Source organism: Paenibacillus sp. J31R122, assembly GCF_056269185.1.
In genome coordinates, this window is sequence record NZ_JBWDNM010000008.1 from 16,741 (window position 1) to 42,614 (window position 25,874).

A 25,874-nucleotide genomic window follows, 5' to 3' on the forward strand; every position below is an offset into this window, starting at 1 on the left:
ATGAGCATATGGAAAATCGCATACCGTTGACGGGTAAACTTTTCGATTGGAGTAATGCCGTCTTTTTAACCATTCTCATGATGGTCACCGTTTATCCTATCTTATATGTTGCGTTTGCCTCTGTTAGTGACGCGGCTAGTTTGTCCGCCCATAAAGGTTTTTTGTGGAAGCCGCTAGGCTTTTCTCTGGAGGCGTATCAAAATGTATTTCGAAATCCGATGATCCTAAAAGGATATTTTAATACGCTGTTCATCGTTGTAGTCGGTCTGACTCTTAATATTTTGCTTACGTCATTTGGTGCGTATGCTCTGTCTCGTAAAAGCCTTCATTATAGGAAAGCAATCATGCTGTTCATCGTCTTTACGATGTTTTTTAACGGCGGATTGATCCCTTTTTATTTCACGGTCATGGGCCTTGGGCTCGGAAATACATTATGGGCGCTCATTATTCCGCAGGCGATCAATACCTTTAATTTAATCATTATGCGGACGTCATTCGAGGCGATCCCAGATAGTCTAGAAGAGTCCGCGAAAATCGATGGAGCGAATGATTTTGTCATTTTGTTTCGGATCATTCTTCCGCTTTCACTGCCGGTTATTGCGGTAATGCTGCTTTACTATGGTGTGAGTCATTGGAATGCTTGGTTCCACGCGGTTATCTTTTTGCAGGAGCGTGCGCTTTATCCGCTGCAGCTGATTCTCCGTGAAATATTGCTGCAGGGGGAATCAAGCATAATGGCTGAAGGGGCGACCGACGATGCGGCTGCGATGCTGTCGACGACGTTGAAATATGCCACGATCATGGTTGCAACAGTACCCATTTTGCTTGCTTATCCGTTCCTTCAGAAATATTTTGTTAAAGGTGCGTTAGTAGGCGCAATAAAAGGATAGGGAGGTATCATTCATGCAACGGGTGGAAACTGGCGGAGTTGAGCTTGATCTGGACTGGGAGGAGTATTTATCCAAGCATGATATGTGCTGGGTCGTGCGGCCGTTAACTTGGGACTCTGGTGCATTTATCGGGAATGGGTTAATCGGCGCAATGATTTATGGAGAAGAGAATGCCCAAAAACGTAATGTTCTGCGCTTTGTAATGGGTAGAACGGATGTGACGGCGAGCGCAAACGGCAAAGCAGGCTTTGATCCTCGCGTGCCGATCGGCGAATTCCATCTCGAGCTGGAAGGATGGATCTACCAGCCGACGAGCATTCGATTAGATTTATGGAATGCCGAGGTAACCGCTCATATCACGACGACGAAAGGTGAAGTGAAGCTGCGAGCTTTGGTTCATAGCGAGAGAAATGTACTGGCTATTGAGCTGGATACTTCAGAAGGGGAAAGAAATGCGGGAGTGAAATGGTACCCTTACCCCGAGGTAGATCCCATTTTACTTCATACGGACGGGATAAATCTGAATCGGTACTTGCCAGATATATCAGTGGATAGAGAGCAAGTGGATGGGATAAGGCTTAGCACGCAAAAATATGGTTCTGATGAAGGGTGTGTAATAGCTTGGGAGGAGCTGCATCCTTCGGTCGACCACAAGATGTGGTTTATTACGGCTGTGAGTGGGCATGACGAAAAGGTAAGAGCATCAGCAGTACAGGATATAGTATCCGCGAAATCGATTCCATTCAATGATTTTCTGGATGCTCACCGCTGTTGGTGGCATCGTTATTACAAGCAAAGCTTTATTTCGATACCTGACGCACGGCTCGAATCGTTCTATTGGATTCAAATGTATAAGCTGGCTTCTGCCACAAGAGGCGATTGTCCGATTTTGGACAATCAAGGACCTTGGCTCACAACAACGCCATGGCCGGGCGCATGGTTTAACATGAATGTGCAAATGAGCTACTCTCCGGTATATACCTCCAATCGGTTGGAGATTGGAAAGTCGCTCGTACGCTCACTGCTCGAAAATATGGACAGCCTGATTCAAAATGTACCGGAACCATTTCGACATGACTCGGCCGGGCTTGGACGCAATTCCAGCCTCGACCTGAGAAGCAATGTGAGTGACGAAACGGGAAATTTAACATGGGTTTGTCACAATATATGGCGGCAGTATCGCTATTCCATGGATAATACTTTGCTGGTGGATCTCCTGTATCCGCTTCTACGCAGAAGCGTGAACTATTATTTGCATACACTTGAGGAAGATGAGGACGGCATGCTCCACCTGCCGCCTACTATTTCTCCGGAATATGGCTCATTTATAAAGCTGAAAGTGTCGGATTGCCATTATGATCTGGCTCTTCTACGATGGGGCTGCAAGACTTTACTGGAGATTTGTCATAAATTGCAGAAGGAAGATCCGCTGCGTGAACGATGGCAGTATGTGCTCGAGCGATTAACGCCATATCCGATTGACGAGTCTGGCTTACAGGTTGGCCGGGATACGCCACTCGCATTCGGACATCGTCATTTCAGTCATTTGCTTGCTGTATTTCCTTTGCATCTGATCGGTGTCGATACGGAAGAAGAACGGGAGCTGATTGGACGGTCATTGAAGCATTGGCTTGGAAAAGAGGGCGATTTGCGAGGCTTCAGCTTCACTGGCGCGGCGTCCATCGCCGCAACCCTTGGATGGGGCAGCATGGCTCTCCAATGTATGCAGACGCTTATGTCTTTAATTACACCCAATACGATGTATAAGGAAGCGGGACCAGTCATCGAAACGCCGCTTGCCGGAGCTGAAGCTATTCATGACATGCTGCTGCAAAGCTGGGGAGACACGATTCGTATTTTCCCTGCTGTACCTGAAGAATGGGAGGATGCGGCATTTTATCATTTGAGGGCGGAGGGCTCATTTCTGATCAGCGCAGCGCGGAAGAAAGGCAAGACCAGCTTTGTCAGTGTTAAGAGCCTGGCTGGAGAGCCCTGCAAAATCAAAACGGGCTGGAGCGGTGACAAGCCTATACGGATTCATAGGATCACCGGAAAATCCGAAAGCGAGGACATTATCCTTGACGTGAAGGAGGACCGGATCATTAAATTAGTTTTGAAGGCTGGAGAAGAAGTTGTCCTCTATGAGGGTGATGTGATGCCTGAACTTATAATAGGTCATATAGATCCCGAGCAGCCTGTCCGCAATTATTTTGGTGGCCGCAAACCATGGCGGTTGTATAACTTCACGTAAATTATCGGAATTGAAAGGAGTAAGCAGGTGGCGAATTTGGAAGATGAGTGGGTTAACTCGGTTTGGGAGCAGTTAGAGACGAAGATCGATGCAATGATAGATCAGTTGTCTGACCGCTCGCCGCATAAAACGATTGACGGCATTTATGACGATATGCGGCTCGATTGGTGGACCTCCGGTTTTTGGCCGGGTATGTTGTGGATTGTGAATGATATTACAGGAAACATGAAGTACCGGAACGAAGCGTGGAATTGGGACGAGCGCATTGAGCAGTGCTTTGTAAAAGAGTCGAACCTGCACCATGATGTAGGCTTTCAATTTTTACCGACTGCCGTGATGAAGTATAGAGTTTCGGAAGATAAGGATGGTCGGAGAAGAGGCTTGTCAGCGGCCAACTTTTTGGCGGGGCGGTTTAATTTGGCGGGACGTTTCTTGCGAGCTTGGAACCACGACCATAAGGGCTATGCAATCATCGATTCCGCTATGAATCTATCGCTGTTATTTTGGGCGTCACAAGAGACTGGTGATCCGAGGTACAAGCACATTGCTGTTGCCCATGCTGATACGATACTGCGGCATTTCATACGTGAAGACGGATCAGTTTGCCATATCGTAAATTTTGACCCAGAGACGGGCAATTTTCTTGAAGAAATAGGCGGTCAAGGCTTTGCAGTCGGCTCAGCATGGAGCCGCGGTCAGGCATGGGCACTATATGGTATGGCTAATGCATATCGGTATACGGGAGAGCTTCGTTTTCTGCGCGCTTCGCAAAGGGTTGCACATTATTTTCTGTCTGCCTTGCCCATAGACGGAATTCCACCTTGGGATTTCAGAGCGGATATGCCAGAGAAGGAGCCCAAGGATACGTCGGCAGCAGCGATCGCCGCATCCGGCTTACTGGAAATCTCGTCGCATCTGCTGACATCAGAGGCGAATCTGTACCATGACGGGGCAAAACGGATTTTGCAGGCGCTAACGGACGGCTATACATCGTGGAATCGCACCGACAGATCGAGCCAGCAGGGTATACTGCTTGAAGGAACGGGGCATAAGCCTGCCGGGGAGAACGTCAACGTGTCGCTAATCTATGGGGATTACTTCTATCTTGAAGCGTTAGCCAAGCTTAGAGGCTGGAGTAATCGGATTTTCTAAAAATATTCTTACAATATGAATGAGGGGGGATAGACGATGGATTCATTGTTCCAGCCTTCAAGTGGGGCATTGACTATAGCTTATGCCCCTGATGAGAATACTAGGTTCGCAGAAAATCCACCTCGATTCACATGGATGGAAGCGACTCAGCGGCGAGGCTGTTATAGGCTGCAATATGGGCGATCACAGACGTTTAATGAGGATCAAACGATCACTAAAAATCCGATTTATTACAACTTTTATACGCCGGATCACTCATTCGAGCCTGGGTTATATTATTGGCGATACGCGCTGTTAGAAATAAGCAGGGATGGTGAGGAATCGGAACGTTCCTATATCAGATGCTCAGAATGGAGCGTTACTCGCAGCTTCACCATACCTGCAAATCTGCCCCAAACGCCACTTGCAGCCAGTGATACCCGCTATGAGAAAGCGAATGAAGCCCATCCGCGGCTTTGGCTGCAGGCAGACAAAATTCAGAGTTTTAGGGAGCGGCTTGCTAGTAGGGAAGATTACTGCGGCTGGAACAGCTTCTATGAACGCTCGGTTGTCCCCTGGCTTTCTAAACGGCTCATCCCCGAGCCTAAGCCGTACCCGAATGATCAACGCACGACGAAACTGTGGCGGCAGATGTACATAGATTGCCAAGAAGTCCTTTATGCAATCCGTCATCTTAGTATAGCTGCCGTATTGCTGGAGGATGAGGAAATTGTCTCGAAGGCTAAGCTATGGCTGCTGCATGCAGCCAGTTGGGATACGGAGGGTCCGACTTCCCGCGAATATAACGACGAGGCAGCCTTTCGGATCGCAGGGGCGCTCGCTTGGGGATACGATTGGTTATTTCAATTTTTAACTGCTGAAGATCGGGGATTCGTCCTTCAAAGCTTATTTCGCAGAACGGAGCAAGTTGCCATTCATGTCATAGAAGATAGTAAGATTCATCTCTCACCTTATGATAGTCATGCTGTCCGTTCTCTGTCCTCTGTGCTGGTGCCTTGCTGCATGGCGATGCTTCATGAGGAAGACAGAGCTAAGGAATGGTTAAATTATACATTGGATTATTACGGGTGCCTTTACACGCCATGGGGTGGCGAAAGCGGAGGCTGGGCGGAAGGTGCTGTGTACTGGACAACGGGCATGGCGTTTTTAACGGAAGCGTTCAATTTGGTGAAAAATTATTTAGACATCGATTTTTATAAGCGCCCTTTTTTTAGGGAAACGGGTCAATTTCCACTGTACTGCTTAAGCGCTAATACGGTTCGTGCAAGCTTTGGTGATCAGTCCAATCTAGGCAGTCCGCCCGGGCTTAAAACAGCTTTTCTCATGATGCAGTTTGCTGGTGTAACGGGAGACGGACGATACCAATGGTACTGCGAAACCGTAAAAAAGATAAGTCAAGGGACAGAGATGGAAGGCTACAACTACGGGTGGTGGGATTTGCGCTTCGATGAGCTGCTTTACTATCATGATTATCCAATTATTGAACCCGTTCCACCATCGGGGATTCCAACTGTTAAGTGGTTCCGTGATGTCGGATGGGTTGCGGTGCATTATCGTATGGACGATCCTGAAAATCATATCATGCTGCTCGCCAAAAGCAGTAAATATGGCTCCATCAGCCACAGCTATGGCGATCAGAATGCGTTTCTGCTGCATGCATATGGGGAACCGCTAGCAATTGCATCAGGCCATTATGTAGCATTCAACAGCTCGATGCATTTGAATTGGCGACGGGAAACAAAGGCCACAAACTGCCTGTTAATTGACGGTCATGGTCAATATGCAGGACCGAACCGGGAGCTGAATTTGCAGGCCAAGGGTGTGGTTGAGGAAGCCTCATATACAGGGGGGCGAGGGTATATTCGTATGGATGCTACGGCTGCTTATCGGCAAAATATACCCGAATTGTCACGCTTTTTGCGTGAAATTTATTTTCTCAACCATTCATATTTTGTTATCGTTGATAGCATAGATTTAGAACGCTCAGCAACTGTACAATGGCTGCTTCATTCACTTCAGCCTTTCGAGTTTTCCGGTCAATCCTTCAAGACAGAAGGAAAGAAAGCGGAGCTGCATGGACAGTTCATCTATGCTTCTTCCGGCCCGATGAGCTTAACCCAGCATGATCGATTTTCGGAAGTAGAAGCATCGGAACTGGAAGGATTACCCATGCAGTGGCATATGACCAGCGAGACCCATTCGGCTGTCAGCCATCGTATCGCAACCCTTTTGGTTCCTAGGAAGTTAGGAAGCCGTACAAGCGTCTCCTATCGGCTTGTTGATCAGGATCAGATGGTTTCTTTGACCTTCATTAATGATGGGGTATCCGACAATATCGAGATTGCGAAACCGAATTTACTCTAGACCGTCACGATAGGATCGACAAGGTAGTTAGGGGTTTATCTTGACTTCATCTCCGCTATCTGCTAATCTCACCTTCATATAAAGGTTGGTGTTAGTATGATCATCGGCATCGGACATGACTTAACAGATATTGTACGAGTAGCTAAATTGGTAAGTGGTAATACGGGTAAACGATTTTTGGAGCGCGTCCTATCAGTAGAAGAACTTGAGCTTGCCGCAGAGTATGCGGGAGAGAGACTTCATCAATTCACAGCTGGACGGTTCGCTGTCAAGGAAGCTGTCGTAAAGGCATTTGGCTGTGGAATTGGTTCAATCGTAGCCTTCACCGATATCAACATCTCACGGGGAAGCAACGGCAAGCCAGAGTGCGGCTTAACAGAGGCTGCTTGGAATCGTCTCGGTATTGATCCGGATACGGTTCGAATTCATGTAACGATAACGCATGAGAAAACACTAGCTTCCGCGTTCGCCGTCATCGAACGGATAATAGAGTAACCTTTTGCCCATACTTGGAATGTAATATACCAAAGCTATTGACAAGAGGGGATGACGACGGTGAGGGAGCAGCGGAAGCAAAGTACGAAGCGTCGTTTTAAAACAGGACAATTTGTTGAATTTGACGGCTTATATTCGGATGATTGGGGCGGCGATTTGGTACTGGTACAAGGAGATCTGTTCCCGGTTCATCCGCAAATGGGTCAGACGAATTGGACATATGCCGGTCAGTCCGCTATTCATTTAATGAAGTCTCCGAAAATAAACGGTCACCATATCGGCTATTAAACAGATAGAATAAAAATAAGGATGTTTGGGACAGAGTGATCTATCCTAGGCATCCTTTTTGTTGTAGATGCTACTTCTTATCGGCTAACCACTCTGCGAGTCCCGTAATCTCCTCAGGAGTCAGCTTACCCTTAAAGGCGGGCATTAAGTCTTTGCCGTCTTCTATTTGCTTCGTAATAGCCTCTGCGTCCATTCGCTCACCGATCTTCTTTAGATTGGTATCAGCACCGACTCTGCCTTGCAGGTCCGAACCATGACAGCTGATGCAATTCGTTTTGTAGACAGCGACAACCTCTTTCGGCCCGTCTATAACAACGCCTTGCTTTACACCTCCGCCTCCGCAGCCTGCCATAATAAATAGCAGCGTTGCAGCCGCGGTCATTTTCATTCCTAATGGAATCATTTTTTTGTATGTCATACGTAAAACCTCCATTCTCATTTCAGTATTAGTAGCTTTAACCAAGCGTCAGTCACAGCGTGTCCATATGAATTTATGTTGTTTGTTCGTATAATAGAGTTTAGACAAGCGACGAACATGGATGGACGTTACGTCAATTATATCGTATTTTTATTTATAGGAGACTTCATGAAACCGACAATAGAGAGTATTTTATTAAACCAATTGAATCACATTCATGCCGAGGTTATTATGACGGCTTATTCTGAAAATATACCAAGCTGGCGCGAGTATAATGAGGAGCCGGACTTTTATCGATTCGTTTATACGAGAAGTGGGCAAGGTTGGCTAGAGCTTCATAATGAACGACACGCTATTATGCCGGGAACTTTATTTTTGCTTCCTGCTCATACTGTACAATCCTTCGGTACAGAAGGGGAGGAATCGTTTGGACATTATTGGTGCCATTTTCGATTGGAGGCAGGAGACATACCGTTTATTAGCTCACTGCTGCTTCCAACCTTTGTTCACGTACGGGACGAACAGACGATCAAGCACCTTTTTGATAAAATGATTGCGACTCAGCATTATTCGTCCTTAACGCGGGGGCTTAGACTTAAATCGGCATTGTTAGAAATTCTCTCCTATTATCTTGAAGAAAGTCATATTGAACAAGAGGCTCCTACTGATCCAAGCATCGGTGTGAAATGGAATGAAGTGATCGAATACATTGAATTGAATTTACATACGAACATTCAAGTTGATGACCTCGCTAAATTCGCCTTCCTGCATCCGAATTATTTCATTTCGTCTTTCAAAAGCAAAATGGGCTGTTCTCCGATTCAATATGTAACGAACCGTAGAATTGACACTGCTAAAAATTTGCTCGCGAATACGATGGAACCGATCTCTTCCGTTGCTAAAATGGTCGGTATGCAAAACCATTATTTATCGCGCTTATTTAAGCGCCATACTGGAATCACACCGATTCATTATCGCAAAATAGCGAAGCTAAGCGCTAATCAGATGATTAAACAAACAATGACAGAGAACAAGGAGGAGAAGATCAATGACACAGCAGGCGGCTAAGCAATATTTCAGTCATGAGCTTCTCTCATGGTATAGATTGATTAAACGCGATTTGCCTTGGCGAATGAATCGTGATCCGTACCGCGTATGGGTATCGGAAATTATGCTGCAGCAAACACGTGTAGATACTGTAATTCCGTTTTACAACCAGTTCATGAGCAAGTTTCCGACCGTACAGGCACTAGCTGAAGCACCGGAAGAAGAAGTGCTTAAATGCTGGGAGGGACTTGGTTATTATTCTAGAGCTCGTAATTTGCAAGCGGGTGCGAGAGAGGTGGTTGAGCGCTACGGGGGCATTGTTCCTGACGATAAGGAGTCTGTAGCTGCTTTAAGAGGAATTGGCCCTTATACGAGCGGAGCGATAATGAGCATTGCCTTCAATCGACCGGAGCCAGCGGTGGATGGGAATGTTATGCGTGTGCTGTCTCGTTATTTCCTGCTTGAGGATGATATCGCAAAACCGAAGACGCGGATCGGGATTGAAAAGCTTGCGCAGTCGCTCATACCGGAAGGCGCGGCAGGTGATTTTAATCAAGCGCTAATGGAGCTGGGCGCTCTAGTGTGCACACCTAAATCACCGAGCTGTTTGCCTTGTCCGGTGATGAAGCATTGCTCGGCGCGTCTTGAAGGCAGGGAATTGGAGCTGCCGATTAAGACGAAAGCAAAGCCGCCGCGGGATGAGCTAAGAGCGGCTGTTATTGTGCAAGGCAGCGGTGAGAATGCCGGTAAAATATTAGTGCGGCAGCGTCCGGATACAGGGCTGCTCGCGCAAATGTGGGAGCTGCCGCATCAGTTGATTCCTACAGACAAGATGGAGCTCATGGATAAGAAGCTGCCAAAGGAGCAAGGAGAATTAGCGGAGCTAATTGGAACGGTGCTGGAACAGGATGCTCAACTGCTTATTCGTCCGCTCAGCTGGTTTACGGACGCTGATCATATTTTTAGTCATATTCATTGGAAAATGCGTTTTTACTTGGCGGATCTGGGTGATTCATCGAGTATCGACGGTCCTAATGGAGGATACAGCATAGCTTTTAATTCAATAGCTGCTGAGGCTGCAGCTGAATATGAGTCAAAGACTAGTGCAACGATGACAGCTAAATCAAATTTACCAGCTCACTATAGATGGATTGGCCCGGAAGATATGGAAACATTGCCGTTTCCGAATTTGTTTTTGAGAATTTTACGTGAATATTGGGAATAAATGAATATATGGTGGAGGTATTGGGAATGAATGACATGCTAAAGCAGCTGTTGGAGCACAAAATTGTAGCCATTTTACGGGGAATAGAGGATCGACACGCGGATTTTGCAGCACAGGCTTTAATTGACGGCGGCATTCATATGATGGAAATAACGATGAATACAGAAGGCGCCGCTGTCATGATTGATCGCTGGCGCACGAAGTTTGATGGGAAGGCGGCGATAGGAGCTGGTACTGTAACTGACGTTTCGCTTGCCGAGCAAGCCGTTTCCGCTGGAGCACAGTTTCTTATCTCGCCCAATTTGGACGAAGAGGTTATTGCGTACGGTCGGGAACGCGGAGTGTCAGTGTGGCCGGGCGTTATGACGCCTACTGAGATCGTCAAGGCTTGGAAGGCAGGGGCAGACGCGGTAAAGATTTTTCCAATGGGTACGCTTGGAGTTGGCTATTTGCAAGAAATTCGCGGGCCGCTCAATGCTATTCCGATGATCGCTACCGGTGGAGTAGACCTACATAATATTGCAGATTATTTTAAGGCAGGAGCTAATGCCGTTGGAATGGGCGGCAAGCTTGTCAACTTAGAGTGGATAAGAGAAGGGAAGTTTGATCAGGTAACGGAGCGGGCGAGTCAGTTTGTAGAAGCTGTTCGGGCTCTATAGGGCAGGAGGGAATCACTTGTGGGCTTAATTAGCTGGGTGTTGATCATACTTTTTATAGTTATATTGCTGGCAGTTTTTGTTTGGCGTATAGGAGTAATCAGCCAGAGTCCGCGCAAGCTCCCGAATACAGAAGATCCAGCAGTTGATACACAGTGGCAGTCTATTGCGTTCGAGAGCAATGGATCGAAACTGGAGGGCTGGCTCCTGCAGCCGACTGCGAGAACAGCAAATGTATATCCAACCGATGCGGCGTCTAATGCGAAGAATCACGGGACAACCGATGCGGATCTTCTCCCATTGGTTGTAATAGCACATGGTTGGGGCTCCAATCGGACGAGAGTGCTGCGATATGCTCGACCGCTTTATGAGGCGGGCTTCGTTGTGTTTATGTATGACGCGCGAAGTCACGGAGACAGCGAATCGATTAAAGCGCCATCAGCTCTCATGTTCCGAGATGATGTGCTTGCCGCTGTCGAGAAATCTCGTTGTCTCCCGGGCATCGATCCAGATCGAATAGCTGTTCTTGGACATTCGCTTGGCGGTTTTGGAGCGATACTTGGATTAGAGGAAGGGCTGCGGGTTAACGCTGTCGTAACGGATTCTATGCCAGTACGATTTGAAACGATGCTGCGAGCTGAGCTGCATCGCAAGAAAACTCCCGCATTTCCGCTCGTTTACCTCATCCCTGCCATTTGGCTAATGCGAGCTCGTATAACACGTAAGCAATTTCGTGACGCCAATATAAGAGACATTTTATTGAAGCATGCGGGACCGGCTGAATCAGGCTTAGTACCTGTATTAATGGTTCACTCGAACGGTGACGACTTCATTAGCGCCGATGAATTGCGGCTGCTGAAGCAGCAATTGCCTGCAGGTAAGATCGACACCATGTTCGTGTCGAGCCGGGGACATAGCTCCTCTGAAACGGATCCGTTATTCTGGAAGCAGGTTATTCCTTTTTTGAAGAAAGCTCTAGCAAAGCGAGTGAAATAAAAAAAAGAGGCCTGCGGCACGAGGCTGCAGGCTACAAGAGAGAATATATAATAAGGGGGGTCATGAATTTATTATATATGCATAAGATGAAACCAAGATGAGAGATATATTACAGTTTGATTACAGCCGTTGGGACAGAGGAAGATTGCGATTAGGAGGCTCGTATGCAGAAAATAGCATCTAAATTACTGGTTATGGCCGTCATTATTATAGCTGCTCTCGTAATTGACTTAAAATTAAAACTGTTCCCGGCGGTTGCGGAATCGGATGAGCCAGTGGTTGTAGAAAAACTAGATCGGCTAGAAAAGCTGGAGCGGGAAATTTCAGAGGAGTTTCAAAAACGATCCGAACGTTTTTCCGTTACTTACACGGGAGACAAGCAGGAGTTATCAGCTAATTTTACGGAGACCATTAAAGCTGCAATGAAGCATGACGATTACTCAGCTTATATTCTTGAATCCTATTTGTATACAATCCGAAGCTGGGGAGGAAAGTCTACGATAGCGATTGAAGCGAGATACCGGGAAACGAAGGAACAGACAGCTATTGTCGATCGTGAGGTCGCGAAGGCGCTTAAGGAAATAATCGAGCCAGGTATGAATGATCATGAGAAAATGAAAGTGATTCACGATTGGATCGTAAGCCATGTGGAGTACGATCAGTCCTTGACCCGTTATACAGCTTATGATGCTGTAACTATCGGAGAAACCGTATGCCAAGGCTACTCTCTGCTAGCCTACAAAATGCTTAAGGAAGCTGGCATTGAGGTGTTAATCGCGGAAGGAACCGTGAACACCGGCGAGCACGCTTGGAATATGGTGCGGCTGGACGGCGTTTGGTTTCATGTAGATATGACCTGGGATGATCCTGTACATTCTGTAAATGAAAAGCAGCCTGCGGTTGCTGCGAAGTCAGCCAACACGGCAATCCGGTACAATTATTATTTAAAGACGGATGCAGAATTACGCTTGGATCACCAATGGACGAAATCATACCCTGCCGCGAGCACTTCGTATATAAACGTTATTAAAGAGCTCGAGCAGCAAGGTACAGCAACTGAGCGTGAACGTTATAATAGACTGAAGCTAACGCTAGGGCTGCATTGGCTAGAGCCTGAGTATACCGTTTCTAGTCAAAAACAGCTGAGCGGTCTCATTCAATCAGCGCTCGATACCCGCACCGCTAGTCTAGAGTTTAGATACGAGCAGGGTGAACAGTTTCCAGAAGATCTTAAAGCGGCATTCGAGTCGGCAAAAATGGCAGTTGGCTATAGAGCAAGCTATGAACCTTATGCTGGGGACAATTCGCTGCTTGTCCGCATTCAGCTCGAATATCAGTAGTAATAAAAATAGTGAGGAAATATTCACTCGCCAAGAAGTTTGACTCATGGCGAATGAGGTTTCCCTCACTATTTTTTTAATATAGGAAAATATAAGTTTGACGCTTCTACTCAATCTATATTTCACCGTGAAACGAGCTTATGCCGCTAAGGGACGACGCAATCGATTCTTCTCATTGCTCGTTTTTGCGAGCGGCCGTCATTTGCTGCCATACAGATCCGGCGGCTTCCTCGCCACGTTCGATTCGCTCGAGCGCCATCTTCGCTTGCAGCTGAATTTCAAACTCATTGTCTTTGGCGGCTTCGCGAAGCGCTTCTACCGCTGACTCATCGCCTGCTTCATATAAGAAACGAGCTGCCCGCCAGCGGACAAGCTTGTTTTTGTCCTGCAGCGACTTAATCATCGGCTCAATCGCTGCTGGATCACCAATATCTGATAAGGTGTCGCCAGCTGTTCTCCTTACGGAGGTGGACGAATCCTGAAGCGCAGTGAATAGATGCGGCAGTGCTTCTGGCGATCTGAGATCACCTAAATAAACGACGGCTAGCCGTCTGATTGATGTATTCTCATCCTTGATCGCTTCGGCAAGCAGCGGAATTCCCTCTATCGAAGCAACATAGCGTTCTAATGCGGCGTAACGGACCTGCCAATCTGGCGATGCAAATTGCTCCTGTACTGCTTCTAGCGATAACGGTGCAGGTCTTACGTACGCCTGGCTGCTCTCATCGCTGATCGTGCCACCTTGCTCAATGGCCGCTTGCATTAGTGTAGATAATCGTTCCTCATTGTATGACGCTTCCAGCTCACGTACAATTTCGAGAGCAATTTCTTCGGGTTCGCCATACCGTACGCCGAATTCCTCCAGCTTGCGCTCACGTATCATACCGGAGCCAGCAGCGGTTTGAACCGCTTCGGCAAATTGAGGCGGAAGCGCTGAACGAATCTCGGTATCACCTATTCGGACACGTACTTGCATCGGAATGCCACGATACATTTGAACGAATACCTGCGCTTCACCATAGCTTGTTGCAACCCCGTTCTGTTGTCCCGCCTGATCACCCTCACCAGTATTCTGCTGTAGAATATGACCGGCTTCAGCTAATATTGCTGCCCAATCCGCTCCAGACTTGCGGTCAAGCGCGATAAAATCAGCCGTGCGAAACAAGCTTCGCACGCCATCTATTTGCAAGAGCTGCCGCAATAACTCGGGTGCATCGCCAGCTTCGGAGGCCTTAAAGGTCAGTCTGCGTCCGCGAGGCAGCATCTCATCCACATTAAGCTTCATGGAGTTAGGACTTGGAGTTGGTTCTATTGATATTAGTTTCATGAGGAGACCTCCTAAAGTTTTGTGAAGCAAAACTCGCTTCGGAAGCATACGCTTAAAGTTTTGTGAAGCAAAACTAGCTTCGAAAGCATACGCTTTATTTTATAGGGAATTAATTTTGATGTTTCAAATTATAAGAATTTATAAGTTTCACACTTATATTATGCTTATAATTCATCGCGAAACTTAGCTTTGCTGCCAATGACGGAGACAGCTGTTTACGCTTGTCTTCATTAATTAAGTGTACCTGATTTTAGTATATGATGCGAATAACGATGCTTTATGTCATTATTCATCATTTTTCACAAAGATCATATTTGCTTTTTGCGCCATATACTTGGTACTCTAATAAAATAATAGGAGTGAGCGAGGAGGTATGGACGAATGAAGTTAAAACGATTTGCTAACATTGAACCAATCGAGCTCCATAATACTTTCAAGCAGTTCAAGAGATGGCGTCAAGAACGCATTCGTAGGCTGAAATTAAAAGACTATTCGTTCGCCGTTCCTAACGCTGACCCTGATATTGAATATTTGCAAAATAACCGAAAGCAGCCATCGATTACATGGGTTGGACATTCGACATTTCTTCTCCAGCTGGGCGGCCTGAATATTATAACTGACCCGGTATGGTCTGGAAAAATGGCGTTTCAAAAGCGGTTAGCACCCCCAGGCTTACAAATCGAAGATGTTCCGCCGATCGATATCGTGCTCATTTCACATTCTCATTATGATCATTTAAATATAAGCTCGCTTCGTCGGCTCGTCGGCTCTAAGCAGCTGCTTGTTCCTGCGGGACTAAGCATGAAGCTGCGGCTTAAGGGCTTTACTCGCATTAAGGAATTGCACTGGTGGGAATCTGTATATATTGACGGAGTAAAATTTACATTCGTTCCATCCCAGCATTGGACTCGTCGCAACCCCTGGGACACGAACAGCTCACACTGGGGTGGTTGGGTTATTGAACCGTCAGCATCTCGAAATGGCAGGTCCTCAAGCCGTGCAGGAGATAAGAGGAAGCAACGAGAGCTTAACGTATCGTCTATAAATGCGGAGAAACTCGCGGCGGCAGCTTCTGAGCAGCAATCTATTCATAAGGTAACAAATAACGTTGATGAAATTATAGAAGAACGGCCGATTATATCGGATTCGCCAACTATCTATTTTGCAGGCGACAGCGGGTATTTCAAGGGGTTCAAGGAAATAGGACGTCGTTTTCCGATTGACATAGCTCTTATGCCGATTGGAGCCTATGAACCGGAATGGTTTATGGGACCACAGCATGTTACACCTGAGCAGTCGTTGCAAGCATACGAGGATACGGGTGCAAAATGGTTCGTGCCTATGCACTATGGTGCCTTCAAGCTTGCCGATGATACACCCCGTGAAGCGCTTGACCGGCTGGAGGCCGAAAGATGCAATCGGTGCATCGAGAAAAAAAGAATTGTTGTGCTGCCACATGGGGAAACATGGCGATTGTCCGGCAAATGAATGACAAACAAGAACAAGAGTGAGCCAATTTCGAGCAATGACGATAATTAGAGGGGGATGTTAATGAGTCAATTAAACATACGCTTAGGAGTTATAGGTGCAGGAGCAATAGGCAGCATCCATATGAAGACATTCATCGAACTAGAAGGTATTGATGTCGTGGCTGTTACGGATGCTTATTTGCCGCTTGCAGAGCAGCGAGCAGAGGAGCACGGTATTCAGACGGTTCACGCAAGCCCGCAGTCACTGCTTGAAGACCCGAATATCGACGCTATTATCATAGGTGTTCCTAATCAATTTCATGCATCTCTTGCGATTGAGGCGTTTAAGCAAGGCAAACATGTGCTTTTGGAGAAGCCGATGGCAATAGATTCGGAAGCGGCCCGATTGATTGTGGAAGAAGCGGACAAGTCAGGAAAAATATTGATGATGTCCCATCAAATGAGATGGACGGGACTAAATCGCGCGATAAAACAGCATATCGATAATGGAGATGTTGGCCATATTTATAATGCTAAGGCTGGATGGTTTCGTAAAAAAGGAATTCCTGGCTGGGGTTCCTGGTTTACACGCAAGGATCAAGCAGGCGGCGGACCGTTGATCGATATCGGGGTTCATATGCTCGATCTTTCGCTGTACCTGATGGGCAATCCGAAGCCGGTATCCGTCTATGGTTCTACATACGCTGAGTTCGGTCCTAACAGACAAGGTATCGGGAACTGGGGAACGCCAAACTGGGACGGTTATTATGACGTAGAGGACTTAGCCTCCGCATTGATCAAGATGGATAATGGCTCGACGTTATCGCTTGAGGTAAGCTGGGCAGCTCATTCCGCTTTCATGTCCGAAGACCCTTTTATTCATCTAATGGGAACGAAAGGCGGAGTTGGGGTTATTGGCAGCAATGGAAAATATGTGACGCATTTGGACAATGAGGTAGTCGAGAGTGACATTATTCCACTAGAGGGTGAAGAAGAACGCATCTTAATGAGCCGTCATTTCGTGGATTGTATCCGCGAGGGCAAGCAGCCTATCACCACCGGTTTATCAGGCTACACAAATAATCGTATTCTTGACGCCATATATGAATCCTCCCGTACGGGCCATGAAGTGAAGTTGAAATGGGACTAAAGCTATTCTTTTAACCATATGTAAAAGGTATTATGAAAGCCTATGAAATTGCCTCCTCTGTGATAACATTATGTTACTTACTTGAGGAGGCTTTTTTAGATAGAAGTGCTTGCAACATTAACTTGCTTGGTTCCGTTAATAGTATGCGTTAATTACAAATTGGAAAATATAGGCGGATAACATAGCCTTTATCCATCTAAAAAAATTATCATTAATTAAAAGATTAAGGATGCGTGGAGTTGGAGAACAAGCCGATAATAGCCGGTAATATACTTATTTATCTGGAGGCTTGGAGGAGATGTTAAATTAATTCCACACTGTGAAACTAATGAGCGTCATCATAGAAATAGAGACGATTTAGTTTCAGAATAAGCAGCTAACTCATCGGAAAGAGGGCACGGATTGAGCTAACCCAGCCATTAAGTTCATCCCCTGACACTAAATCGCATCTCACTCTTTTGCGACCTCATTTAATTGCAATTGTTGAAACTATCGGGCAATACGATTGCTGAAAGGGGGGGCTTTATGAAAAAAGCGATTGTTTGGACGATATGGAGAATGAGCAGAAAGGCGGCACCGCGGCTAAAAGAGGGTTCGGTTTCCGAGCATACTGTGTTATAATGGTTCGATATGTACTGATAATGTAGTGAAGGACGGGATTAAAAGAATGATTAGTACAAATGGCATTACGCTCCGTTATGGGAAGCGAGCGCTTTTTGAAGATGTAACTATCAAGTTTACACCAGGCAACTGTTATGGTTTGATCGGCGCTAACGGCGCGGGTAAATCGACCTTTTTGAAAATATTATCCGGTGAAGTCGAGCAATCGCACGGAGAAGTGCATATAACACCGGGTGAACGTCTAGCGGTTCTGAGTCAGAACCACTATGCATACGACGAGTATGTTGTGCTTGAGACGGTTATCATGGGTCACAAAAAGCTATATGATGTTATGAACGAGAAGAACGCTCTTTATGCGAAAGAGAACTTCACGGATGAAGACGGCATGCGTGCTGGCGAACTCGAAGCTGAGTTTGCGGATATGAACGGCTGGGAAGCGGAGTCGGAAGCTGCAGAAATGCTTAACGGTCTCGGCATCACGCCAGATTTGCATGATAAGAAGATGAGTGACCTTGGCGGTAACGAGAAGGTTCGCGTATTGCTTGCGCAAGCCTTGTTCGGCACTCCGAACATCTTGCTGCTCGATGAGCCTACCAACCACTTGGACATCGAATCGATCCGTTGGTTAGAGGATTTCCTTGCTGATTACAAAGGAACTGTTATCGTAGTCAGCCATGACAGGCATTTCCTGAATACGGTTTGTACGCATATTGCGGATATTGACTTTGGTAAAATCCGTATGTATGTCGGCAACTATGACTTCTGGTACGAGTCCAGTCAGCTTGCTTTGCAGTTGATGCGCGGCGAGAACAAGAAGAAAGAAGACAAGATTAAAGAACTGCAAGCATTTATTCAGCGTTTCAGCGCTAATAAGTCGAAAGCAAAGCAAGCGACATCAAGACAAAAGCTTCTTGAAAAAATCTCGCTTGACGATATTCGTCCATCGAACCGGAAATATCCGTTCATTTTGTTCAAAGGCGAGCGCGAGGCAGGCAAGCAATTGCTGCTGGTTGATAACCTGACGAAAACAATCGATGGCGAGAAAATCATTGATAACCTGACGATTGCACTTAACAAAGGCGATAAAGTGGCATTTGTTGGACCAAACAGCTTGCCGAAAACGGTGTTATTCCAACTGCTTGTTGGTGAAATTGAGGCAGATTCAGGTAGCTATTCATGGGGAGTTACGACAACACAAGCTTATTTCCCGAAAGACAACTCCGCATATTTCGATGGTGTTGACTTGAATTTGGTGGAATGGCTTCGTCAGTACTCGAAGGATCCCGATGAAACGTTCATTCGCGGTTTCTTAGGCCGTATGTTATTCTCCGGTGATGATGCGATTAAGAAAGCTAGCGTATTGTCCGGGGGCGAGAAGGTTCGCTGCATGCTGTCCAAGATGATGCTTGAAGGCGCAAACGTATTTGTTCTGGATGAGCCTACGAATCACTTGGATCTAGAATCGATTACAGCATTGAACAATGGTCTAATCGATACGGACTGCACCGTTCTATTCACATCGCATGACCATCAGTTCGTCCAAACGATTGCAAACCGCATCGTGGAAATTACGCCAAACGGTGTCATTGATCGGATGATGACCTACGATGAATACCTTGAAAGCGCGGAAGTTAAGGCGCTTCGTGAGCGTATGTACGCGGTGTAATATCGCATTAAAGCAGGGCGTCGTCTTGCGAGGGAAACCTCGCGGGACGACGTTTTTTTGTGTTGTACATACTAAGATAAAAGTTGACGGCTATGCCTATTGATCATGATAATATTTTTCGAAAAACAATTGTATCGAATCGTTCTTGTACTTGTCTTATACGATTAAGGTAGACGTGCTACGTATTTTCAATAGTCGTATTTGACTGTATTTCATACAATCAACTCTTCATCAGAACGTCTTATTTGGCCTTTGACTGTATTTCATCCAACCTAATGGTCCATTCCGGAGTGAAAGAGCTCCTAGCTATCTATTAGATTGGATATTTTCCAATCAAACACATTACAAAGTGAGGATCAGGTGATTTGAATGGACTATATCCATTCAAATCACCTGATCCTATATGTTCAACTTGAGGGGATGGTAGTTTCTAATTGTAAATGATATTCCAGCGCTTAATGCAGGGGGGATAGTTTCATTTTATAAATAAGAAGGGATGAGGCATGTGCTTACCAACAAAGCAAAAAAGGATTGGACATGGAACGACATGAACGCTCAAGAATTGATCGTAATGGATTTAGTTATAAACAGGAACAGCATCGGCTACTGTTACCTTACGACCTTTGCCATAAGGGATACAGAGCGGTGTGCCGAAGATCGGATCAGCTGTAACCTGACATTTCATATCAAATACGTCGCCAATGAGCTTTTCGTTTACAATGCGTTCGGGTTCCCCTTGGTCGTAAATACGTCCATCCTTGACTGCGACTATATGATGCGCATAGCGGCAAGCGAGATTAATATCGTGAAGGACCATTACGATTGTACGGTTCTCTTGCTCGTTCAAGTCAAACAACAAGTCGAGAATTTCAATTTGATGAGTCATGTCCAGATAGGTCGTTGGCTCGTCAAGTAGAATGTTGCGAGTGTTCTGGGCAAGCGTCATTGCAATCCAAGCCCGCTGCCTCTGTCCACCGGAAAGCGAGTCGACCGAACGGGAGGACAGCTCGGACATATGTGTCGCCTCAAGCGCTCTCCGCACCATTCGCTCATCTTCTTGCGACCATTGCTGCAGCCAGCTTTGGTAAGGGTAACGACCTTGTTTGACGAGCTGATGTACGGTTAAGCCTTCTGGAGCAGTTGGGCCTTGCGGCAAAATGGCGAGACGCTTGGCGACTTCTTTACTAGACAGCTTAGCGATATCACTGCCGTCAAGTAATATAGATCCTTCCTGCGGCTTTAGCAGGCGGGCAAGTGAACGGAGCAGGGTTGATTTACCACAGCCATTGCTCCCGATAAATACAGTAATTTTCCCCTCAGGAATAACAATATGGAGATCAGAGAAAATAGACTTTTGCCCATAGGATAATGTAAGATGTTTAGCTTGAATGACCGACACGGGGCTCACTCCTTGATTTTTATGTTCTCGTAATTGGTATGATTGAAGGAAGGTAACAGTTAGCCCCCATTACGATGACGGTACAATAAATAGATAAAGAATGGCGCGCCTATCGCTGCTGTAAAGACACCAGCCGGTATATCCAGTGGAATGAATGCAGTTCTAGCGACTAAATCAGAAAGCAATAGCACTAGCGAACCGATAAGAGCAGATACCGGAATGACGCCACCGTAAGCTGGCCCAACAAGCTTACGAGCAATATGAGGAGCCATTAGTCCGATAAAATTGATAGCGCCGCCTATAGCGACCGCAGCTCCTGCAAGAGCTACGCTAATGATAAGCAGGATTGTTCTTTTCCTATGAACAGAGCTGCCAACGCTCACTGCGACCTCGTCGCCAAGCTCCTGCACATTAAGGTGGCGAGCATAGATAAGGGCGACTGGCATTAAGACAACGATCCAGGGCAGCAAAGTCTTTACATCTCTCTCCCAAGAAACGCCGTAAATACTGCCTGTCATAAAAGTAAAAGCTTTAACGGCAACAGCTGTCGGTGTGAACGAAGCTGTTAGAATTAGCATGTAGGTAATGGCTGTTAAAGCAGTGGCCATACCAATGCCAATAAGTACAAGCCGCAGCGGTGTTATACCGCGGCGGTAGGCAAATATATAAATAAGAAATGCGGTTGCAAAAGCTCCAGCAATCGCGCTAAGCGGCATGTAGCGTATACTCACATGGGAAAAGTATAAGATGAATACGACAGCCCCGAGAGAAGCTCCTCCGGTAATGCCGATAATATCCGGTGAAGTAAGCGGGTTACGTACGATACCTTGCAATAATGCTCCTGAAACCGCTAGGGCGGAACCGACCAATATGGCGATTACCACGCGCGGCAGTCGAAGTGACCAAATAATCATGGAGTCGGTTTCTTCCCCAATACCAAGAAACGCGCGAATGACTGCGATGGGTGAGATGAATTTACTTCCCATCCCGGTACAAATGATGATGGCTGCTAGGTTAATGATGGCTAGAACCGAGATTACCGTTACCGTGCGACGATTTATTTGAAAAGAATACTTTCTTCCTCTGAGTGTAATCCATATATTCATATTAGGTTTGTTCCCCTCTTCTGGCGATATAGATAAAGAAAGGGACACCGATGATCGCGGTCATTACTCCAACCGGTACTTCCTTCGGAAATGCGATATAACGAGAACCAATATCTGCAGCAAGCAGAAGAATTCCCCCAAGGACAGCGCAATAAGGGATCGTCCAGCGGTAATCAATTCCAACGAGATGCCGGGTTAGATGAGGAATAATAATACCGACGAATGCAATAGGGCCGGCCATTGATACCGATCCGCCCGCGAGTAAGACAATAACGACTCCGGCGGCGAGTTTAATATAAATAGTTTTCTGACCAAGACCGGTTGCGATATCATCACCGAGTGAAAGTACATTCATATGTCTAGTCAATATGAGCGCTCCTATAAGAGCGATAAACATATACGGTGCGGCTGCTTTAAATATGCCAATATCACGTCCAGCGACGGACCCTACAAACCAATAAAGGACTTGATCGAAGGTTTGACCGCCAGTAAGCAATACTCCTAATGAAAGGGATGAGAAGAAGGCTGTCATAGCGGCTCCCGCCAATGTTACTTTAAGCGGAGTAAGTCCATCATTTCCTATCGAGCCAAGTACATATACGAGCACAGCGGTAAAGGCAGCACCGATAAAGGCAAGCGTAGCGTATGTAGATAAGCCGTTTACGCCGAAGAAGGCAGAGCCGATGACGATAAAGAAGGCCGCTCCGGCATTGATGCCGAGAATGCTGGGTGAAGCCAGTTTGTTCTGGGTAATGCCTTGCATAAGCGCGCCAGCGACGGCAAGGCTTGCTCCGGCTGTTGCTGCTATAAGAGCACGAGGCACCCGCGCAGTCTGTATGATGAGATGCTCTTGCGATCCATTAAACGCGGTATATGATTCTATCATTGTACGCCAGCTAATATTCGTAACTCCGAATGCGATGCTGCAGACGATGCCGGCGGCAAATAATAATAGACCGATAAACAATCCTGTAATCTTTTGAAATCGTGATGAGAGTAGAGTAGTCATAAATTCCTCATTCCTATTATGCGCAATTAATCGGTACTCAATTATTTTAGGGGAACACTTCGTTACTGTCAATGACGCTGAAAATCATTATCAATAAATCATTGACATTATTTTTGCCTCCTGCTATAGTTTCGTATGTAGAACTAATGAGAACCATTTTCATTTATAAGGAGAGAGCAAACAGATGATGCAGGTATTTAAAAGAAGATTGGTATGGACAGCCTCCGCGGCTTTGCTAGCTATGGCTGTAGTCGTATCAGGGTGCGGAAACGCAAAAACAAATAATAACGCGGGCACGGCAAAGCCGAATGAAACAACAACGCCTCAAACCGAGGATGTACGTACTATTACTCACGCTATGGGAGAGACAAAAATAAAAGGAACTCCGCTTCGTGTCGTTGTATTGACGAACGAAGGAACAGAAGCGCTTTTAGCACTTGGAGTTAAGCCAGTAGGCGCAGTGAAATCTTGGACAGGCGATCCATGGTACGATCACATTAAAGCGGATATGGAGGGCGTTACAGTAGTAGGTGACGAGAGCCAGCCGAATATGGAGCTTATTATCAGTCTTAAGCCTGATCTTATTATTGGTAATAAATTGCGTCAAGAAAAAGTATATGAACAGTTGAATGCGATAGCGCCGACTGTGTTTTCTGAAACGCTTCGCGGAGAGTGGCAGTCTAACTTCAAGCTATACGCTGAAGCGCTTGGCAAAACAGCTGAAGGCGAGAAAATAATTGCAGACTATGATGCGCGGACAGCGGACTTCAAGTCAAAAGCAGGAGACAAGCTTAACCAAAAAGTATCCGTTGTACGTTTTATGGCGGGAAAAACAAGAATTTACTTAGAAGATACATTTACTGGAGTCGCGTTCTCGAAGCTAGGAATAACTCGCCCAGACAATCAGAAGTATACAGATACATTTGTTGAAGAAATTACAAAGGAACGCCTTCCTGAAGTTGACGCCGACATGCTCTTCTATTTCACGTATGAGACTGGAGACGGTAAAGGAACGCAAATGGAAGATGAAATGCTGAAGGATCCGCTTTGGCAAAGTCTTAATGTAGTGAAAAACGACAAAGCTTTTCGCGTAAACGATGCGATCTGGAATACAGCTGGCGGTGTAATCGCAGCTAACCTAATGCTGGATGAAATCTACAACATTTATGAAATAAAATAATAAGCAGTAAAAAGGAACAGCTGGAGAGTTTTCTCCAGCTTTTTTTTATTGCAGCAATCAATAAATGTTGCGTGGATGCATAAAAGCGCGCATCAGGTAAACACTGTTTCTCTAGACCCACATGGTTCTGTTCGGGTATGATACCGATAGATTATTTGCAGAAGCTGGAATGATTAGAAGGATTGGCTTGGGAGGGTATGAACACTGAATCAGTACGATGAGATTAAACAAGGTGAAAAGGGCGCCTGGGTAAGTATAGGTGCGTATTTGGTGCTTTCTACACTTAAGCTTGCTGCAGGGTACTGGTTCGTATCAGGCGCTCTCGTAGCAGACGGTTATAATAACCTGACTGATATTGTTGCCTCAGTAGCGGTATTGATCGGGTTACGTATATCGCAAAAGCCTCCGGATAAGGACCATCCTTACGGGCACTTCCGAGCGGAGACGATTGCAGCACTTATCGCATCGTTCATAATGGCAACGGTGGGTGTACAGGTTTTGATTAGCGCGGTTAAATCATTGTTTGCCGCAGACCATCATGTTCCGAATTTATCATCTGCCTGGATAGCATTGTTCGCCGCTTTAATTATGGGAGGCGTCTATTTGTACAATCGGAAACTTGCTCTTCGTATTAATAATCAAGCATTGCTAGCGGCAGCGAAGGATAATTTGTCTGATGCGCTCGTAAGTATCGGTGCTGCAGTAGGTATTATCGGGGCACAATTCGGATTGCCTTGGCTTGATCCCGTTGCAGCGCTTGCGGTAGGTGCGATCATTTGCAAAACTGCTTGGGACATTTTCTACAGCGCAACGCATGTTTTGACGGACGGCTTTGATGAGAATGAGTTGAATACGCTGCGCTCGTCAATTGCGAAGACTAAAGGTGTCAAATCGATTAAAGATATTAAGGCAAGGGCACATGGCAGCCACGTGTTGATTGATGTTATCGTCCAAGTGGATCCTGGACTTTCACTTATAGAGAGTCATCGCATTAGTGATGAAATCGAGCATCGCATGTCTCGAAAGCATAATATTATGAGTGTGCATGTGCATGTGGAGCCTCTTGAAGGGGAGAACAGCAGTCCCCTGCGAACGGATTAGAAAAGCGTTAACGACAATCGGTGGTGACGTCCCCTTTACGCCGATATTCTGTATGTAGTATGATTAATTTGAAAAATAACTATATATAGTATGAGGTGGAGAAGGGGAAATGAAATCTATTTGTGTTTTTGCTGGATCTAATTTAGGAGAGCATGATGAATATGCTCAAAAAGCGATTGAGCTTGGAAATTATATGGTACAAAAAAAGTATCGGTTAATTTACGGCGGCTCTAATATAGGTTTGATGGGTGAAATAGCAAATGTTGTTATGCAGGGCGGCGGCGAAGTAGTCGGTGTAATGCCCAAAGGTTTATTTAAAGGTGAGATGGTGCACAGAGAAATTACTCAATTAATTGAAGTGGATGATATGCATGCGCGTAAAGCTAAAATGGCAGAACTTGCAGACGGATACATAGCGCTGCCAGGCGGGCTTGGAACGTATGAAGAGCTTTTTGAAGCTCTATGCTGGTCACAGATAGGTATACATTCTAAACCAATAGGGGTTCTCAATGTCAGAAATTATTTTAATCCCTTAATGAATCTGATTAATCACAGTATAAGTGAAGGATTTTCTAATTCATCTCATTTAAGTCTTATTAATATTTCAAGTGAACCTGCTGAGCTCTTGCAGCTAATGGAAAGTTATGTTCCCCGAACATTGGAGCAAAAGTGGAAGCAGCTTATTTAATAAACAAGTGAAATGAAAAATGGATAGGCTGTCAGG

At 45.9% G+C, this 25,874-nt stretch carries 22 protein-coding genes; 17 read left to right on the forward strand and 5 right to left on the reverse strand.

Annotated features, from left to right (window positions below; genetic code table 11):
• Positions 1–8: 8 nt before the first annotated feature.
• From AC0YN7_RS14505 to AC0YN7_RS14530, 6 genes are all read left to right on the forward strand, one after another.
• Positions 9–890, forward strand: a complete 882-nt coding sequence (locus tag AC0YN7_RS14505; RefSeq protein ID WP_475810729.1) for a carbohydrate ABC transporter permease — start codon at positions 9–11, stop codon at positions 888–890.
• Between the two features lie 13 nt (positions 891–903).
• On the forward strand, positions 904–3,141 hold the full coding sequence (locus AC0YN7_RS14510; RefSeq protein WP_475810730.1) for a glycosyl hydrolase family 95 catalytic domain-containing protein: 2,238 nt from the start codon (positions 904–906) through the stop codon (positions 3,139–3,141).
• Between the two features lie 36 nt (positions 3,142–3,177).
• The gene (locus tag AC0YN7_RS14515; RefSeq protein WP_475810980.1) at positions 3,178–4,293 is read left to right on the forward strand and encodes a glycoside hydrolase family 88 protein; all 1,116 of its coding nucleotides are present in this window, start codon (positions 3,178–3,180) and stop codon (positions 4,291–4,293) included.
• A 36-nt stretch (positions 4,294–4,329) separates the two neighbouring features.
• Positions 4,330–6,657, forward strand: coding sequence for a DUF4962 domain-containing protein (locus tag AC0YN7_RS14520; RefSeq protein WP_475810731.1), 2,328 nt, complete (start codon positions 4,330–4,332; stop codon positions 6,655–6,657).
• Between the two features lie 96 nt (positions 6,658–6,753).
• On the forward strand, positions 6,754–7,152 hold the full coding sequence (gene acpS / locus AC0YN7_RS14525) for a holo-ACP synthase (protein WP_475810732.1): 399 nt from the start codon (positions 6,754–6,756) through the stop codon (positions 7,150–7,152).
• 60 nt (positions 7,153–7,212) lie between these two features.
• Positions 7,213–7,440, forward strand: a complete 228-nt coding sequence (locus tag AC0YN7_RS14530) for a hypothetical protein (protein ID WP_475810733.1) — start codon at positions 7,213–7,215, stop codon at positions 7,438–7,440.
• 70 nt (positions 7,441–7,510) lie between these two features.
• On the opposite strand, the gene AC0YN7_RS14535 is transcribed toward AC0YN7_RS14530, so the two are convergent.
• The gene (locus tag AC0YN7_RS14535; RefSeq protein WP_475810734.1) at positions 7,511–7,858 is read right to left on the reverse strand and encodes a c-type cytochrome; all 348 of its coding nucleotides are present in this window, start codon (positions 7,856–7,858) and stop codon (positions 7,511–7,513) included.
• A 168-nt stretch (positions 7,859–8,026) separates the two neighbouring features.
• Here AC0YN7_RS14535 and AC0YN7_RS14540 point away from each other — a divergent pair, with 168 nt between their 5' ends.
• The 5 genes from AC0YN7_RS14540 (at position 8,027) to AC0YN7_RS14560 (ending at position 13,122) form a co-directional block, all read left to right on the forward strand.
• Positions 8,027–8,926 (forward strand): helix-turn-helix transcriptional regulator, encoded by a 900-nt coding sequence (locus AC0YN7_RS14540; protein WP_475810735.1) that lies wholly within the window; start codon positions 8,027–8,029, stop codon positions 8,924–8,926.
• Positions 8,907–10,130 (forward strand): A/G-specific adenine glycosylase, encoded by a 1,224-nt coding sequence (gene mutY, locus AC0YN7_RS14545; protein ID WP_475810736.1) that lies wholly within the window; start codon positions 8,907–8,909, stop codon positions 10,128–10,130. Before AC0YN7_RS14540 ends, mutY begins: the two co-directional genes overlap by 20 nt.
• Positions 10,131–10,156: 26 nt before the next feature.
• Positions 10,157–10,789, forward strand: a complete 633-nt coding sequence (locus AC0YN7_RS14550; RefSeq protein ID WP_475810737.1) for a bifunctional 4-hydroxy-2-oxoglutarate aldolase/2-dehydro-3-deoxy-phosphogluconate aldolase — start codon at positions 10,157–10,159, stop codon at positions 10,787–10,789.
• Positions 10,790–10,807: 18 nt separating this feature from the next.
• On the forward strand, positions 10,808–11,782 hold the full coding sequence (locus AC0YN7_RS14555) for an alpha/beta hydrolase (protein WP_475810738.1): 975 nt from the start codon (positions 10,808–10,810) through the stop codon (positions 11,780–11,782).
• Positions 11,783–11,946: 164 nt separating this feature from the next.
• Positions 11,947–13,122 carry a transglutaminase domain-containing protein gene (locus AC0YN7_RS14560; protein ID WP_475810739.1) on the forward strand — a complete coding sequence of 392 codons (1,176 nt, stop codon included), beginning with the start codon at positions 11,947–11,949 and terminating at the stop codon, positions 13,120–13,122.
• Between the two features lie 172 nt (positions 13,123–13,294).
• Here the strand turns inward: AC0YN7_RS14560 and AC0YN7_RS14565 are convergent, their stop codons facing one another.
• A complete protein-coding gene (locus AC0YN7_RS14565) occupies positions 13,295–14,449 on the reverse strand; it encodes a virulence factor (RefSeq protein ID WP_475810740.1) in 1,155 nt (384 codons plus the stop codon).
• A 381-nt stretch (positions 14,450–14,830) separates the two neighbouring features.
• On the opposite strand from AC0YN7_RS14565, the gene AC0YN7_RS14570 reads away from it, so the two are divergent.
• The 3 genes from AC0YN7_RS14570 (at position 14,831) to AC0YN7_RS14580 (ending at position 19,355) form a co-directional block, all read left to right on the forward strand.
• On the forward strand, positions 14,831–15,937 hold the full coding sequence (locus AC0YN7_RS14570) for an MBL fold metallo-hydrolase (RefSeq protein WP_475810741.1): 1,107 nt from the start codon (positions 14,831–14,833) through the stop codon (positions 15,935–15,937).
• Positions 15,938–16,000: 63 nt separating this feature from the next.
• Positions 16,001–17,068, forward strand: coding sequence for a Gfo/Idh/MocA family protein (locus tag AC0YN7_RS14575; protein WP_475810742.1), 1,068 nt, complete (start codon positions 16,001–16,003; stop codon positions 17,066–17,068).
• A 667-nt stretch (positions 17,069–17,735) separates the two neighbouring features.
• Positions 17,736–19,355, forward strand: a complete 1,620-nt coding sequence (locus AC0YN7_RS14580) for an ABC-F family ATP-binding cassette domain-containing protein (RefSeq protein WP_475810743.1) — start codon at positions 17,736–17,738, stop codon at positions 19,353–19,355.
• A gap of 577 nt (positions 19,356–19,932) precedes the next feature.
• Here AC0YN7_RS14580 and AC0YN7_RS14585 read toward each other — a convergent pair.
• From AC0YN7_RS14585 to AC0YN7_RS14595, 3 genes are read right to left on the reverse strand one after another with little or no spacing between them, the layout of a single operon-like run.
• The gene (locus AC0YN7_RS14585) at positions 19,933–20,754 is read right to left on the reverse strand and encodes an ABC transporter ATP-binding protein (protein ID WP_475810744.1); all 822 of its coding nucleotides are present in this window, start codon (positions 20,752–20,754) and stop codon (positions 19,933–19,935) included.
• A 59-nt stretch (positions 20,755–20,813) separates the two neighbouring features.
• Positions 20,814–21,860, reverse strand: a complete 1,047-nt coding sequence (locus tag AC0YN7_RS14590; RefSeq protein WP_475810745.1) for a FecCD family ABC transporter permease — start codon at positions 21,858–21,860, stop codon at positions 20,814–20,816.
• A gap of 1 nt (position 21,861) precedes the next feature.
• Positions 21,862–22,869 (reverse strand): FecCD family ABC transporter permease, encoded by a 1,008-nt coding sequence (locus tag AC0YN7_RS14595; RefSeq protein WP_475810746.1) that lies wholly within the window; start codon positions 22,867–22,869, stop codon positions 21,862–21,864.
• Between the two features lie 184 nt (positions 22,870–23,053).
• Between AC0YN7_RS14595 and AC0YN7_RS14600 the strand changes: the two genes are divergently transcribed.
• The 3 genes from AC0YN7_RS14600 to AC0YN7_RS14610 all read left to right on the forward strand — a co-directional run bounded on the left by AC0YN7_RS14600 (position 23,054) and on the right by AC0YN7_RS14610 (position 25,838).
• The gene (locus AC0YN7_RS14600) at positions 23,054–24,049 is read left to right on the forward strand and encodes an ABC transporter substrate-binding protein (RefSeq protein ID WP_475810747.1); all 996 of its coding nucleotides are present in this window, start codon (positions 23,054–23,056) and stop codon (positions 24,047–24,049) included.
• Positions 24,050–24,253: 204 nt separating this feature from the next.
• On the forward strand, positions 24,254–25,150 hold the full coding sequence (locus AC0YN7_RS14605) for a cation diffusion facilitator family transporter (RefSeq protein ID WP_475810981.1): 897 nt from the start codon (positions 24,254–24,256) through the stop codon (positions 25,148–25,150).
• Positions 25,151–25,259: 109 nt separating this feature from the next.
• Positions 25,260–25,838 carry an LOG family protein gene (locus AC0YN7_RS14610; RefSeq protein ID WP_475810748.1) on the forward strand — a complete coding sequence of 193 codons (579 nt, stop codon included), beginning with the start codon at positions 25,260–25,262 and terminating at the stop codon, positions 25,836–25,838.
• Positions 25,839–25,874 lie beyond the last annotated feature (36 nt).

Bases quoted from the DNA above. Each gene is read 5' to 3' on its own strand.
- AC0YN7_RS14505 (WP_475810729.1), top strand. From the start codon at position 9: ATGGAAAATCGCATACCGTTGACGGGTAAACTTTTCGATTGGAGTAAT.
- AC0YN7_RS14535 (WP_475810734.1), bottom strand. From the start codon at position 7,858: ATGACATACAAAAAAATGATTCCATTAGGAATGAAAATGACCGCGGCT.
- AC0YN7_RS14565 (WP_475810740.1), bottom strand. From the start codon at position 14,449: ATGAAACTAATATCAATAGAACCAACTCCAAGTCCTAACTCCATGAAG.
- AC0YN7_RS14575 (WP_475810742.1), top strand. From the start codon at position 16,001: ATGAGTCAATTAAACATACGCTTAGGAGTTATAGGTGCAGGAGCAATA.
- AC0YN7_RS14560 (WP_475810739.1), top strand. From the start codon at position 11,947: ATGCAGAAAATAGCATCTAAATTACTGGTTATGGCCGTCATTATTATA.
- AC0YN7_RS14590 (WP_475810745.1), bottom strand. From the start codon at position 21,860: ATGAATATATGGATTACACTCAGAGGAAGAAAGTATTCTTTTCAAATA.
- AC0YN7_RS14580 (WP_475810743.1), top strand. From the start codon at position 17,736: ATGATTAGTACAAATGGCATTACGCTCCGTTATGGGAAGCGAGCGCTT.
- AC0YN7_RS14540 (WP_475810735.1), top strand. From the start codon at position 8,027: ATGAAACCGACAATAGAGAGTATTTTATTAAACCAATTGAATCACATT.
- AC0YN7_RS14595 (WP_475810746.1), bottom strand. From the start codon at position 22,869: ATGACTACTCTACTCTCATCACGATTTCAAAAGATTACAGGATTGTTT.
- mutY (WP_475810736.1), top strand. From the start codon at position 8,907: ATGACACAGCAGGCGGCTAAGCAATATTTCAGTCATGAGCTTCTCTCA.
- AC0YN7_RS14520 (WP_475810731.1), top strand. From the start codon at position 4,330: ATGGATTCATTGTTCCAGCCTTCAAGTGGGGCATTGACTATAGCTTAT.
- AC0YN7_RS14610 (WP_475810748.1), top strand. From the start codon at position 25,260: ATGAAATCTATTTGTGTTTTTGCTGGATCTAATTTAGGAGAGCATGAT.
- AC0YN7_RS14600 (WP_475810747.1), top strand. From the start codon at position 23,054: ATGATGCAGGTATTTAAAAGAAGATTGGTATGGACAGCCTCCGCGGCT.
- AC0YN7_RS14550 (WP_475810737.1), top strand. From the start codon at position 10,157: ATGAATGACATGCTAAAGCAGCTGTTGGAGCACAAAATTGTAGCCATT.
- AC0YN7_RS14510 (WP_475810730.1), top strand. From the start codon at position 904: ATGCAACGGGTGGAAACTGGCGGAGTTGAGCTTGATCTGGACTGGGAG.
- acpS (WP_475810732.1), top strand. From the start codon at position 6,754: ATGATCATCGGCATCGGACATGACTTAACAGATATTGTACGAGTAGCT.
- AC0YN7_RS14570 (WP_475810741.1), top strand. From the start codon at position 14,831: ATGAAGTTAAAACGATTTGCTAACATTGAACCAATCGAGCTCCATAAT.